Raw genomic sequence first — 14,032 nt, 5'->3', positions numbered from 1 at the left:
TATGCAGGACTACAAGGTCGGCGTTCGAAGTCGCCTGCTGCGGTATCTGGCGAGCCGTCTCGCGCTCGCCGCGTCGACGGCGGTCTTCGTCGCCGTCGTGGTGTTCTTCGCGATCCACACCCTGCCCGGCGACCCCGCGATGAACGTGCTGGGCACCAACAGCACCCCCGAGCAGCGCGCCGCGCTGCGGCAGGTGATGGGCCTCGACCGGCCGCTGCCCGTGCAGTTCTTCATCTGGCTCGGCCACATCGTCACCGGGGACCTCGGCTACTCCTTCTCGCAGGCGCGGCCGGTGAGCGAGGTGGTGACCCCGGCGCTGACGAACACGCTGCTGCTCGGTGGCTGCGCCAGCCTCCTGGCGATCGGGCTGGGGCTCGTGATGGGCAACCTGGCCACCAGCGGCAGCCGCGTGGTGCGCAGGGCGACCGACTGGTTCGAGGCGATCTTCCTCTCCGCACCGCAGTACGCGGTGTCGCTGGTGCTGCTCATCGTCTTCGCGGTGGTCTGGCACGTGTTCCCGGCCGGTGGGCTGTCCTCGCTGGGCGGCTCCGGTGCCGCCGACACGGCCAGCCACCTGGTGCTGCCGTCGATCGCGCTCGCCCTCGCACCCGGCGCGCAGATGGCGCGCTCGCTCAAGACGTCGATCGCGACGCTGCAGGCGACCGAGCTGCTGCCGGCGTTGCGGGGACGCGGGCTCAGCCTGCTGCGGCTGGCCCTGCACGCCCACCACAACGCGCTGCCGCCGATGGTCACGGTGATGGGGATCCAGGTCGGCGGCATGCTCGGCGGCGCCCTCTTCGTCGAGACCATCTTCAGCATCCCCGGGCTGGGCAACCTGATCGTGCAGTCGGTGAGCCTGCGCGACTATCAGCTCGTGCAGGGTGCCGCGCTCATCATCGCGGTCCTGTTCATCGTGGTGCTGCTCGTCAGCGACCTGCTCAACGCGCTGCTCGATCCACGGCTGCGGGTGCGGGTCCTGTGACCGCGGCCTCGGTGGTCGGTGCGCCGGCGCCGCCGGCGGCACAGCCGGCCCGCATCCAGTTCCGGCGGCGGTCGGTCGTCGCGCGTATGCCCCTGCGCTCCAAGGTGGCGCTGGCGGTCCTCGGCCTCGTCGTGGTCGCCGCCGTCTGCGCACCCGTCCTGCCGCTCGACGACCCGCTGGCGGGCGAACTCGCCGACCGGCTGCGAAACTTCGGCGCGCCGGGTCACCCGCTGGGCACGGACACCCAGGGCCGGGACATGGTCAGCCGCCTCGTCTACGGAACCCGCACATCGCTGTTCGCCGGGGTCGCCCCGATCGTCATCGCGACGGTCCTCGGCCTCGTCTGGGGCACCCTGGCCGCGCTGGCCGGGCGGATCGTCAACACCGTCATGATGCGCGCCCTCGACGTGCTGTTCGCCTTCCCGGGCGTACTGCTCTCCCTGCTCCTGGCGATCAAGCTCGGCGTCGGCGTCCGGACGCTGATCATCGCGCTCACGCTCGTCTGGATCGCCCCGGTCGCGCGGATCGCGGAGACCGAGGTGATCCGCATCAAGGACCTCGACTTCATGGCGGCGGCGCGTTCCAGCGGCGCCTCCTTCGCCGCCATCCTCGTGCGGCAGGTCATCCCGGTCGCCCTGCCCGCCATCGTCGCGTACTCGACCTCGCTGGTCGGCGCGAACATCGCGATCACCGGCGGCCTCGGCTTCATCGGCCTCGGCGTGCGGACACCCACCCCCGAACTCGGCTCGATGCTGCAGGAGATGCAGGGACAGATCTACGCCCATCCGACCCTGTCGCTCGCCCCGGTCGTGGTCGTGCTGGCCCTGTCGATCCTCTTCCCGATCGTCGGCGACGGGTTGCGCGACGCGATCGCCGGCAGGGGAGGGGACTCGTGACGGACATCGACGCGCCCGAAGCGGCGACGGGACGGACCGCGGCCCACGGCCAACTGGCCCCGGGTGTACCGCTGGCACTGGACGCGACGGCGGTGTGCGTGTCCTTCCGCGGGCACCGCGGCCGGTGGAGCCGGGTGGTCGACCGTGTCGGCCTGGGCCTCGAACGCGGCCAGGTGACCGTGCTCATCGGCGAGTCCGGCAGCGGCAAGACCGTGTTCGCCAGGACCGTGGCCGGCCTGCCGCCACGCGGTGCCCGGGTCACGGGTAACGCCGTCTTCGACGGCATGAACCTGCTCGCCCTGCACCGGCGGCGGCTCCGCGCGGTCCACGGCGACCGGATCGGCATGGTGCCACAGGACCCGAACTCGTCGCTGGACCCGATGCGCCGCGTCGGCGCGCAGATCGTCGAGACGATCGTGCAGCACCGCGCCGCGCCGGACCGGGCCGCCGCGCGCGCCCGGATGCTCGAGCTGCTGGAGCTGGTCCAGATCCGCGACCCCGTCCGGGTCGCCCACCGCTACCCGCACGAGCTGTCCGGCGGCATGCGGCAGCGCGTCGCCATCGCCATCGCGATCTGCTGCGAGCCCGAGTTGATCATCGCCGACGAGCCGTCCAGCGCCCTCGACGCCTCGGTCGGAGCCAGGGTGGTCGACCTGCTCGACGACCTGCGGGAACGGCTCGGCACGGCGATCCTGTTCATCACGCACGACATCGGCATCGCGGCGCGGATCGCCCACCGGTCCCAGGACCGCATGGCGGTGATGCTGGGCGGCCGGGTCGTCGAGCTGGGCTACGCCCAGCAGGTGCTCACCGCCGCGGGCCACCCGTACACCCGCGCGCTGATCGCCGCCGAGCCGTCCGCCCGCACGCCCCGCGGCCAGCTGGCGGTCGTACCCGACGCCATCCGCTACGCCCGCGACTGGGGCGAACTGGTCGACGTCGCACCGGGGCACGCCGTCGCGCTGCGGCACGGCGCGGCGGAGGCCGGGCTTTCCCGCGCGGAGGTGACCGGATGAGCGAGCCGCTGCTCGCCGCGAGCGGGATCGTCAAGACCTTCGGCGGCTTCACCGCCCTCGACGACGTGAGCTTCACGCTGGCCGCCGGCCGCACGCTCGGCGTCGTCGGCGAGTCGGGCAGCGGCAAGTCCACGCTGGTCCGGGTGGTCATGCGACTCGTCGCCGCCGATCGCGGCCGCGTGACGCTCGCCGGCCGCGACCTGTTCGCCCTCAACCGGGCCGAGCTGCGCCGGGCGCGGCGGCTGATCCAGCTGGTACCGCAGGATCCGCGCACGTCGCTCAACCCGGCCATGACCGTCCAGCAGACGCTGAACTTCCAGCTGCGCGCCCAGGGCGTGCCGCGCCGGCAGTGGGCCGCCCGGTCGGCCGGTCTGCTCGCCGACGTCTCGCTGCCCGCCGACTACCTGCACGCCTACCCGTACGAGCTGTCCGGCGGGCAGGCCCAGCGGGTCGCGATCGCCCGGGCGATCGCCAGCCGGCCCGACGTCCTCGTCTGCGACGAGGCGGTCTCCGCCCTGGACAAGTCGGTCCAGGCGCAGGTGCTCAACACCCTCGCCGACCTGCAACGCCAGACCGGTGTCGCGATGCTGTTCATCACCCATGACCTGGCCGTGGTCGAGCACATGAGCGACGACGTCCTCGTCCTCAACCGCGGCCGTGTCGTCGAGTCCGGTCCTACCGCGGACGTGCTGCGCGAGCCCGGCGACGACTACACCCGCGAGCTCCTGGCAACTCGCACCACGCTTGCCTAGCCCGATCGGGCGGACACGCCGGGCCCGGTGGCCGCCGGCGGCGAAGGGTATCACCCCCCACCGAAGGAGAATCCTGTGTACGAAACGGCATTGCCCGCACGACCCGCCCGCGACGCCGAGCGATCCGGGTGGTCGCTGAGCCGGCGCGGCTTCCTCGCACTCGGCGCCGGCGCCGGCCTCGCCGCCCTGCTCGACGCCTGTTCCGGCGGCGACAGCGCGGGCGGCACCGCGTCGAAGAACCAGATCCTGGTGATCGGTTCGCAGATGGCCTCGTTCCCGAGCCTCGACACCGGCGCGATCACCCTGGCCGGTTACGAAGGGCAGCGGCTGATCGGAAACCTGATCTACGAGGGCCTCACCAAGCGCGACGTGTCCGACCCGAACAAGCCGGCCGGGCTGGCCCCCGCGCTCGCCACGTCGTGGCAGGTCGCCGCGGACGGCCTGTCCTACACGTTCAGCTTGCGAACCGGCGTGACCTTCCACGACGGCGCGCCGTGGAACGCCGACGCCCTCCTCTACAACATCAACCGGTACACCAACCCCGGCGACCCGCACTACGTGAAGGCGCTCGGCACCTACTACACGGTGCTGACGTACGTGAAGGACGTCAAGAAGGTCGACGAGATGACGGTGACGTTCAATCTCAAGGAGAAGTTCGCCTACTTCCTCACCGACCTCTACAACGTCTACTTCGCCAGCCCCACCTCGCTGGACAAGGACGGCAGCGCGGGCCAGGCCAACCATCCCGTCGGCACCGGGCCGTTCACCTTCACCTCGCTCACGCCCAACCAGCAGATCACCATGACCAGGAACCCCGGCTACTGGGGCGGGCCGCCGAAGCTCAACCAGATCGTCGTCCAGCTGATCCCGGACGCCGCCGCCCGCAGCGCCGCGCTGCGGTCGGGCCGGGTGAACTGGATCGAGGCCGCGAACCCGGACGACTTCGCCGGTCTGCAGGCCGCCGGGTTCAAGACCGCGCAGAACGCCTTCGACTGGGAGTGGTCGTGGCAGCTCATGGTCAACCAGAAGCCGTTCGACGACCTGCGGGTCCGCCAGGCGATGAACTACGCCATCGACCGCGAGGCGATCGCGAAGGACCTGCTGCACGGCACGGCCGCGCCCGCCTACCAGACCTTCGCCGCGGCGAGCCCGTTCTACACCGAGGCCGACAACCTCTACAAGTACGACCCGGACAAGGCCAAGCAACTGCTCACCGACGCCGGATACGCCGGCGGCCTCGACATCAAGGTCGGCTACATCACCGCCGGGTCGGGGGCCATGCAGGCGAAGGCGATGAACGAGGCCCTGCAGGCGCAGCTGGCGAAGGTGGGCATCCGCGTGACGCTCGACCCGGTCGACTTCGCCGGCATGTACGCGAAGCTCGGCGCCGGCAACACCGGATGGCAGGCGGTCAACCAGGCATTCAGCCTCGAACAGCCGTCGAGCTGGTCGTGGCTGTTCATCACCGGCCAGAACTACTTCGGCTACGGCAACAGCGAGTTCGACGCGCTGTGGAAGCAGGCGCTGGGCACCACCGACGACGCGGCGCGGGCCAAGTTGCTCACCCAGTGCGGACACCTCGCGACGGCGGACGCGGCGTGGATGTACGTCGTCAACGACACCGCACCGCGGGCCATGGCGGGCAGCGTCCGCGGCTACGTGCAGCCCAAGAGCTGGTGGGTGCCGTTCAACACCGTCGACATCGGATGACCGCGCGGGTGCCGTCGGTTCGGTGACCGCGGCCGGGCGCGGCGCCCGGCGGTTCGCATCATCTGCGTAGTTTCGTCCGTGGATCCCCCGGATCGTCGCGCGGGCGGGCATCTATCGCTATCCTTCTATATAGCCATGTGTTGATGTGTGGCGCGCCGCCACGTGCTGCCCTGGTTGAGGAGGAACGCGTGAAGAGACGCACAGCGGTCGTCGGTGTCGCACTGCTCGCGGGTGCGCTGCTGAGCGGTGCCGGCACGCCAGCGGCGGCGGCGCCACCGCCGCAACCCGGTTCGCCGGGGGCGGTCGCGGCGGCGGACCAGGCGCTCGGCCGGCACCTGGGCGAGGCGCGCGCCTCGGCCGCCGACCGGTTCGTGGCCGTCAGGAGCGAGGTCGACGCCAACGGTGCGGCGCACGTCCGCTACTCCCGCACGTACCAGGGGCTGCGCGTGTACGGCGGGGACATCGTCGTGCACACGGCGCCCGGCGGCAGCTACGCCGGCACCTCCGTGGGCCTGGCCGCTCCGCTGTCGGTCAGCACCACCGCGAAGGTGAGCAAGGCCGGCGCGGAGCAGGCGGCGAGGGCCGGGTTCTCCGGCCGGATCACCGCGGTGGACGGCTCCGAGCTGTTCGTCGACGCCAGCTCCGGCCGCGGGCGGCTGGCCTGGGAGACGGTGATCAGCGGCTGGGCCCCGGACGGGCAGACCCCGTCGAAGCTGCACGTGATCACCGACGCGACCACCGGCGCGTACATCGGGTCGTTCGACGAGATCGAGTCCATCCTCGGCACCGGCAACAGCATCTACTCGGGCGCGGTCGGCGTCGACACGACCCAGTCCGGCAGCAGCTACCAGCTCATCGACCCGACCCGCGGCAACGGGCGCACCTGCGACATGAACAACGGCACGTCGACCTGCACCACGTTCACCGACGCGGACAACGTCTGGGGCGACGGTACCAACGCCAGCCGCCAGTCGGCCGGGGTGGACGCGGCCTTCGGCGCGGCGACGACGTTCGACTACTACAAGAACGTGCACGGCCGTAACGGCATCTTCGGCAACGGTACCGGCGTGCCGAGCCGGGTGCACTACGGCAACGCCTACATCAACGCGTTCTGGGACGGCGCCCAGATGACCTACGGCGACGGGGCCGGCAACGCCCGGCCGCTGGTCGCGCTGGACGTGGCCGGCCACGAGATGAGCCACGGCGTCACCGAGGCGGTCGCCGGCCTGGTCTACTCCGGCGAGTCCGGCGGCCTCAACGAGGCGACCAGCGACATCTTCGGCTCGATGGTCGAGTTCTACGCCAACAGCACCGCCGACCCGGGCGACTACGACATCGGCGAGAAGATCAACATCAACGGCAACGGGACCCCGCTGCGCTACATGTACAACCCGGGCCTCGACGGCGCCTCGCACACCTGCTGGTCCACGACCACCAAGAACGTCGACGTGCACTACTCCTCCGGCCCGGCCAACCACTTCTTCTTCGACCTGGCCGAGGGCACCGGCGCCACGGCATACGGCACCTCGCCGGTCTGCGGCTCCGCTCCGGCGGTGGCCGGGATCGGCCGCGCCAAGGCGGAGCAGATCTGGTTCCGCGCCCTGGACGTCTACTTCACCTCCACCACGTCGTACGTGAACACCACCACCCCGTCCAACACGGCCCGGGCGTACTCCTTGCAGGCGGCCACCGACCTGTACGGTCTCTGCTCGGCCGAGTACAAGGCCGTCCAGGCGGCCTGGACCGCGGTGAACGTGGCGGGCAACGACACCAGCTGCGCGGCGAACGACTTCACCCTCGCGGCGTCCCCGGGCTCCGGCTCGGTGGACCCGGGCAGCTCGGTCACCAGCACCGTGTCGGCCACCCTGATCAGGGGATCGGAGCAGGCGGTGGACCTGTCCGTCGCGGGCCTGCCGGCGGGCGCGACGGCGAGCTTCAGCCCGTCGACGGTCACCTCCGACGGCGGCTCGTCCACGCTGACCATCAGCACGACGGCGGCCACGCCGAGCGGCGTCTACGCGGTCACCATCACCGGTACCGGCACCGAAGCGACCCGCGCCACGACGTACTCGCTGACCGTCAACGGCGTGCCCGGCTGCACCGGCAGCAACAGCACCGACGTGGCGATCCCGGACAACACCACGGTGGAGAGCGCCATCGTGATCTCGGGCTGCGGGCGCGCCCCGTCGACGGCCAGCACGGTCGAGGTGCACATCGTGCACACCTGGATCGGTGACCTGGTGGTCAACCTGGTCGCCCCGGACGGCAGCACCTACCTGCTGCACAACCGCACCGGTAGCAGCACCGACAACATCGACCAGACCTACACCGTCAACCTGAGCGGCGAGACCGCCAACGGCGCCTGGAAGCTGCGGGTGCAGGACGCGGCCAGCTTGGACACCGGCTACATCAACTCCTGGACCCTCACCCTCTGACCGCACCCGGGTCCCGGTCCGCGCCAGTCACGTCACGGCGCGGACCGGGACACGGCAGTTCCACGCGCAGGCTGGTTCCCGCTCCGCGTGGGCTGTCGAGGAAGATCCGGCCGCCGAGCGCCTCCACGCGGTCCTTCAGGCCGAGCAGGCCGGTGCCGTGGGCGAACTCGGCACCGCCGGCGCCGTCGTCGCGGACCGTGGCGCGCAGGACGGCGTCGGTCCCGCCGGCCCCGCCGCCCTCGGTGCCGGTTTCGACGGTGACCGTGACGGTCGAGGCGTGCGCGTGCTTGGCCGCGTTGGTCAGGGCCTCGGCGATGACGTAGTAGGTGTTGATCTCGACATGCTCCGGCAGTCGCGCCTGCGCGTGCACATGGAGGTCGACCGGGATCGGCGAACGGCGGGCGAGGGTGCGCAGCGCCGGGCGGAGGCCGCCCTCGGCCAGGATGGCCGGGTGGATGCCGCGCGAGACCTCGCGGAGCTCGTCCAGCGCTCCGGTCGCCTCGGCGACGGCGCCGTCGAGCTGCTCGCCGAGCGCGCCGAGGCCGGGGGCCAGCGCCGTCCGCGCCGCGCGCAGCCGCACCAGGAGGGCGACCAGTCGCTGCTGGGCGCCGTCGTGCAGGTCCCGTTCGATGCGCCGGCGCGTCTGGTCGGCGGTGGCGGCGATCCGCGCCCTTGACGCGGTGAGCTCGGCCCGGCTGTCGGCGTTGGCGATGGCGGTGGCGATGAGCGCGGTGAAGTCGGCCAGCCGTTGCTCGGTGTCCTGGGGCAGCCGATCGTGCCGCGACCCGACGCCCATGGCGCCCCAGACCCGGCCCTCCACCACGATCGGGCTGGCGACCGCGGAGCGCAGCCCCGCGAGGGTGGCCTCGCGCAGGCGTGCCGACGCCGGGTCGTCCACGTCGCGGCGGGCGGCGCGGCCCGCCGCCTGCACCGACGCCATGACCGACTGGGGGCCGGGCCGGGCGCACGACCCCGGCCGGGCGTGCTCGAGCCCGTAGCCGCCCATCACCGTCACGTCCCCGTCCGCCTCGAACCGCACGACCGTCGTGCCGTCGGCGCCGAAGAGCGCGCCCACCTCGTCGGCCACCGAGGCGAACAGGAGATCCGGGCCGACCCCGCGAGCGACCAGCGTCGCCACCCGCCGCAACGCCGCCTGCTCGGCGGCGATGCGCCGAAAGTCGGCGTAGAGCTGGGCGTTGTCGAGGGAGACGGCGAGCTGGCCGGCGATGAGCTTGACCCCGTCGAGTCGCTCGGTGGTGAACGCGCCGCGGATGAGGCGGTTCTCCAGCAGCAGCACCGCCCGGAGCGTGCCGCGGCTGATGATGGGCACGGCCAGCAGGGAGCAGCAGGTGAGGTCGGCGAAGTAGGGGTCGGCGGCGAAGCGGTCGTCGCGGGTGGCGTCGCCCACGACCAGCGGTTCGCGCAGCCGCTGGACGTATCGCAGCACGGACATCGGCAAGGCGAGTCCGTGGCCGCTCGCGCCGCCGGGGATGGTGCCGCCGCCCGGTGCCGGCAGCAGCCAGTGCTGCCGGTCGTCGCTCCACAGCGCCAGGTGGACGGCGGTGGCACCGGTCATCGCGCTGAGCACCCGGACCACGCGGGCGTGCAGCCGTTCGATGCCCGTCTCGGAGCTCAGCGCCTGCGAGGCGGACAGGACGCCGAGCAGGTCGAGCGTTCCGGTGGTGACGACGGGCCGCTGACGCACGACGTCACCGGGCCGGCCGATGGATCGCGCGGTGGCCGCGCCGGGTTGCGGCCGCAGGGCCGGGTACGCCCAGTCGAGCTGGTCGACTTTCGCGGTGGCACCCCAGACGAGGTACTCCCGCCGCGCCTCGACCAGCAGGTTGTAGCCGGCGGTGTCGAGGCCGTGGGCGAGGTGGAAGCGGGCCGTGCGTTCGGTGATCAGGGCCTGGTGCCAGGGCCGCTGCAAGCGGGCGACCTCGCGCCGGGCGGCGTCGAAGGCGAGGGCGGCGACGCGGAAGTCGCCGACGGCCCAGGCCCGCTCGGCCTCGACCAGATGCAGCAGATGCTGGAAGTTCGCCGGTGCGCCCGCGGCGCGGGCGGCCAGCCAGCGGGTCACCTCGTCCAGTTCGCGCAGCGCGGCGCCGCGCTCGTCGGCGTGGCCGTTGCGGGCCTGCCCGGCCAGGGCCAGCCCGCGCAGCAGGTGGGCCACGGCGGTCGGGTAGAGGCCCGGGGCGTTCGGCAGCGGCGCCATCGCCGCCGCGGAGTGCCGGGCCAGGGCGACCGGATCGTCGAAGACGGCGGCGGCGACCGCATGGTTGACGTGCGCGTGGAACAGCGCGAACGCGTCGTCGACGCGCCGGTCGGGCGCCGCGTCGCCGGCCGCGGCCGCGCTTTCGCCGCGCAGCACACCGGCCAGCCACCGGTGGCTGTCGAGCCATCGGCCGGTTTGCTCGTCGCCGGTACGCCGCACGAAGGCAAGCCCCGCCTCCACCTCGGCGGCGTAGGTGTCCAGCGACGGCGCGCTGTCCAGCAGGCCCAGGACGGCCGGGTAGTAGGTGTAGCCGGCGCGGGTCAGCTCACCCGCCGCGATCAGCCCCTCGCGGGCCTGCCGCGCCGCCTGGATACCGTTCTCGATCGGCTCGAACCAGCAGGAGACCAGGGAGAACACGAAGCGCGCCTGTGAGGTGTCGGGCTCGTGGCCGCGTGCCTCGCCCAGCGCCAGGATCCGCCGCATCGCCCGGTACCCGGCGGCCGCGTAGCCGGCGCGCAGCACCACGACGTACAGGGCGGCATGGCTCGCGGGGCCGACCAGGGTGGGGTTCAGTCCGTGCTCGAGCCAGATCCGCAGCGCTTCCAGGCTCAGCCAGCTGTAGGTGTCGTACTCACCGGCGAAGTAGGCCCCCGGCAGGATCGCGGTGATCTGGCGGGCGGTGGCGAGCAGGGTCGGGTCGGTGATCTCCGGGCGAGCCAGGTCGTCCGCGGGGTCGGTGTGGTCCAGCCACCGGTTCAGCCGCCGGTACAGCCGCTCGAACTGGCGGTCGACCTCGGCCGGGAGCCGGTCCGCCGCCGGTACCGTGATGCCGAGCTCGCGCAGCGACTCGACACCCAGCCCGATCGCCTCGGGCAGGCGGCTCCGGTGGGCCAGGCTGAACACCTGCACACATGTCGCGCCCGCCCGGTCCGTGGCGCTGGTGCACAGCCGCTCGATCGTGCGGTACTCCTCGTCCGCCTCCTCCAGGCGCCCCAGGCTGTAGAGCGCGGCGTGCCGGCCGATGTGCATCTCGACGACGGTGGCGGTCTCATCCGGGTCGATCACCCGCAGCGCGGCCGCCAGCAGCGCCTCGACCAGGGGATAGTCGCCGATCAACGCCGCCTGGTCGACCGCGCGCCGCAGCAGCCCGACCACCCGGCGCCGCTCCGCGGGGTCGTTGACCGCGTCGGCCACCGCCAGGTACTGTTCCGCCGCGACCGCGAACAACTCCGGCACCGTGGCCAGCCGCCGCGCCATCGCCAGTTGCAGGGTGCGCCGCCGGCGGGGACCCAGCCCGCACAGGAGCGCCTCGCGGATCCGGTCGTGGCGGAACCGCACCGCCTCGTGCATCCCGGGCTCCACCACCAGCAGGCCCTCGTCGAGGGCGGGCGCCAGCCGCCGTTCCACCCCGCCCGCCCGGGCGCCGACGGCGGTCCGCAGCACGCTCAGCTCGGCTTTCGCGCCGAGACACGCCATCGCCTCCACCACCCGCCGCGCCGGTGCCGGTAGGGCCTCGACCCGCGCCCCCAGCAACGCGGTCACGTCGGACCGGCCCAGGTGAGCCCGCACCTCCGCCGTGTCCCAGCGCCACCCGGCGGCCGCCGTCAGCAGACCGTCGCGGCGCAGCGCGTTGAGCAGTTCCACCGTCTCGTACGGGTTGCCGGACGTGTAGGGGTTGATCGCCTCGCCCAGGCCCGCCGCCGCGGCCTCGTCCACGTGCAGCATCTCCGCGACCATGGTGATGAGGCTCGCGACGGGCAGGTTGCCCAGCCGCACGTGCCGCACGGGTTGGTCACGCCACCGGGACAGCGGCGCCGCCAGCGGATGCGCCGGGCCCACCTCCTCCTCGCGGTACGCACCCACCAGCAACAGACCGTCGATCGGCTCCCCGCTCAGCAGCAGGTCGACGAGGTGGAGCGGGGTCCGGCCCGCCCACTGCAGGTCATCGATGAACATCACCAGCGGTCGCTTCGGCGAGGCGACCGCCCGCAGCACCGCCACCGCCACGCGATTCGCCCGGACCTGCGCGGTCAGCGGATCCCCGGGATCCGCCGGCACCCCGAGCAGCGCGGCGAACTCCGGCACGATCGCCGTCAGCAGGCCGGCATTCGGCCCGAGCCCCTCCAGGATCCGCCCACGGACCTGGGCCAGCTCGTCCTCCGGCTCGGCCAGCAACAGCCGCCCCAACCCGCGCAGCGCCTGATACACCGCGTCGAACTCCAGATCCCGCCGGTACTGGTCGGACTTGCCGGAGATGAACCAGCCGTCCCGGCCCGTCACCACCGGCCGCAGCTCATCCACCAGCGCCGTCTTGCCGACCCCCGCCGCCCCGCCGACCAGCAGCCCGCGGCACCGGCCGGCCAGCGCCTCGTCGAACGCCGCGGACAGCGCCGCCACTTCCGCATCGCGTCCCACCAGCCGCGACGGCGGCAGCAGCCGCAGTGGCACATCCCGCGCGCCGGCCCGCAGCCCGGCCGCGGCACGCGTGCGCGGGTCCCGCAGCCGCTCCAGGTCGTAGACCACGCCTTCGGCCGTCTGGTACCGATTGTCCGGTTCCTTCTCCAGCAGGTGCATGATGATCTCGGACAGCGGCGCGGGCACGGCCGGGTTGACCCGCTCCGGCGGCACCGGCACCCGAGCCAAATGATCATGCGTGAGCCGCAGCGGATCGCCGGAGCCGAACGGCGGCGCACCCGTGGCCAGCTCGTACAGCGTCGCACCCAACGCGTAGAGGTCGGCGCGCTGATCCACCCACCGGCCGGTCCGCCCGGTCTGCTCCGGCGCCAGATACGCCAGCGTCCCCACGATCTCGGTGTGGTGGGTGAATTCGGGACGTATCTCGGCCAGCGTCGTCGCCAGGTCGAAGTCCACCAGGCACGGGGTGCCGCCGGGCGCGATCACGACGTTCGCCGGCGCGATGTCCCGGTGCATCACGCCCCGCCGGTGCATCCCCGCCACCGCCCGGGCCAGTCGCACCGCCAGCCCGATCAGGTCGTCGACCGCCAGCGGCTTCGCCAGGTCGGACAGCATCGTGTCACCGACGTCCGCCAGCAGGATCGACCCCGGATGCCGCGGCGCATCCACCAGCTGCGCCACCCCGTCGACCCCGCGCAACCGCTCCAGGATGGCCAGCTCATGCTCCAGCCGCTGCGGGGCGTTCGGCCCCAGCGGCTCCTTGCGCACGACGGCGCCGCCGGCGGCGACGAGGCGCGTGACGCGTGTTCGTTCGCTCTCACGGACTGTTTCGGCCCGAACGGGCGGATCCCGCCCCGTCGGCGACGCGACCGGCCCCATGCGACACTCCCACACTCCGTCGGACCCACCTTATGCCCTGCTTACACCCATTCGACCGCAACGGCGAGGAGTACATTGCCGGGCCGCGGCCCGGCTACCGCTGCCGCATGTCGGCGAGGAACCGCTCCGCGAGGCGCGGCACCTCCAGCGCGGCGGGGTCCCGTCCGCTGAGCATCCAGAAGAAGACGGGGCCGACCAGGAGGGCGCTCGCCTGGTCCACGGAGACCGGCAGCGCGCCGGTTCCGATCGCCCGCTCGATCACCACCTTCGCGCTGTCGCCGAGGACGTCTTTCGAGGCGAGCAGCCCGGCGACGGCGGCATCGTGCTGGGCCTCACCCAGCAGGGCACGATAGGCGGCGCCGGCCGGAGAGCGGACCAGAAAGCGGACCAGTGCCTCCAGGAATGCGGTGATCTCGGCCAGCGGTGTGTCGCCGGCCGGGACGGCGAGTTCTTCCGCGGCATCCGTCCAGGAGGCCTCGAAGAGGATCTCGGCCTTGGTCGACCACCAGCGGTAGATCGTCTGCCGCGAGACTCCCGCGCGCTCCGCGATGCCCTTGAGGGTCATGGCCGCATAGCCCTCCTCGACGAGGAGGTCGTCGACCGCATAGAGCACGGCCGCCCGGGCCGCCTCGCTGCGCGGTCTGCCGACTCGACCGTGCTTCGCATCCATCGCGCCATCCTACTTACTGGACACGGTGTACCGATTTGGTTATCGTTACCGAGCACGGTGTC

The 14,032-nt window shown here is 72.5% G+C and carries 8 protein-coding genes; 6 read left to right on the top strand and 2 right to left on the bottom strand.

Translation table 11 applies throughout. The features are described 5' to 3' along the window. Nucleotide 1 precedes the first annotated feature (1 nt). From ACQPXD_RS37160 to ACQPXD_RS37135, 6 genes are all read left to right on the top strand, one after another. Nucleotides 2–982 (top strand): ABC transporter permease, encoded by a 981-nt coding sequence (locus tag ACQPXD_RS37160; protein ID WP_432826416.1) that lies wholly within the window; start codon nt 2–4, stop codon nt 980–982. Next, entirely contained in the window at nt 979–1,878 is a 900-nt protein-coding gene (locus ACQPXD_RS37155; RefSeq protein WP_432826414.1) for an ABC transporter permease, read from the top strand. Before ACQPXD_RS37160 ends, ACQPXD_RS37155 begins: the two co-directional genes overlap by 4 nt. Beyond that, nucleotides 1,875–2,894 (top strand): ABC transporter ATP-binding protein, encoded by a 1,020-nt coding sequence (locus tag ACQPXD_RS37150; RefSeq protein WP_432826412.1) that lies wholly within the window; start codon nt 1,875–1,877, stop codon nt 2,892–2,894. The genes ACQPXD_RS37155 and ACQPXD_RS37150 overlap by 4 nt, the downstream gene beginning before the upstream one ends. Further along, nucleotides 2,891–3,646, top strand: coding sequence for an ABC transporter ATP-binding protein (locus tag ACQPXD_RS37145; RefSeq protein WP_432826410.1), 756 nt, complete (start codon nt 2,891–2,893; stop codon nt 3,644–3,646). Before ACQPXD_RS37150 ends, ACQPXD_RS37145 begins: the two co-directional genes overlap by 4 nt. 75 nt (nt 3,647–3,721) lie before the next feature. Then, nucleotides 3,722–5,356 (top strand): ABC transporter substrate-binding protein, encoded by a 1,635-nt coding sequence (locus tag ACQPXD_RS37140; protein ID WP_432826408.1) that lies wholly within the window; start codon nt 3,722–3,724, stop codon nt 5,354–5,356. Nucleotides 5,357–5,544: 188 nt separating this feature from the next. Further along, on the top strand, nt 5,545–7,791 hold the full coding sequence (locus ACQPXD_RS37135) for a M4 family metallopeptidase (RefSeq protein ID WP_432826406.1): 2,247 nt from the start codon (nt 5,545–5,547) through the stop codon (nt 7,789–7,791). Here ACQPXD_RS37135 and ACQPXD_RS37130 read toward each other — a convergent pair. Next, entirely contained in the window at nt 7,781–13,189 is a 5,409-nt protein-coding gene (locus ACQPXD_RS37130; RefSeq protein WP_432826404.1) for an AAA family ATPase, read from the bottom strand. The two genes, ACQPXD_RS37135 and ACQPXD_RS37130, sit on opposite strands and share 11 nt — an antisense overlap. 205 nt (nt 13,190–13,394) lie before the next feature. Continuing rightward, nucleotides 13,395–13,970, bottom strand: a complete 576-nt coding sequence (locus tag ACQPXD_RS37125) for a TetR/AcrR family transcriptional regulator (protein ID WP_432826402.1) — start codon at nt 13,968–13,970, stop codon at nt 13,395–13,397. Between the last annotated feature and the right edge of the window lie 62 nt (nt 13,971–14,032).

It is taken from the genome of Dactylosporangium sp. CA-092794, assembly GCF_050948465.1.
GTDB lineage: Bacteria > Actinomycetota > Actinomycetes > Mycobacteriales > Micromonosporaceae > Dactylosporangium.
The sequence above is the reverse complement of the archived record's forward strand: the minus strand, read 5'-3'. Positions and strand labels throughout refer to the sequence as shown.

What these genes read in the sequence shown, in the direction of transcription:
- ACQPXD_RS37125 (WP_432826402.1), bottom strand. Translation starts at nt 13,970, where the DNA reads ATGGATGCGAAGCACGGTCGAGTCGGCAGACCGCGCAGCGAGGCGGCC.
- ACQPXD_RS37160 (WP_432826416.1), top strand. Translation starts at nt 2, where the DNA reads ATGCAGGACTACAAGGTCGGCGTTCGAAGTCGCCTGCTGCGGTATCTG.
- ACQPXD_RS37145 (WP_432826410.1), top strand. Translation starts at nt 2,891, where the DNA reads ATGAGCGAGCCGCTGCTCGCCGCGAGCGGGATCGTCAAGACCTTCGGC.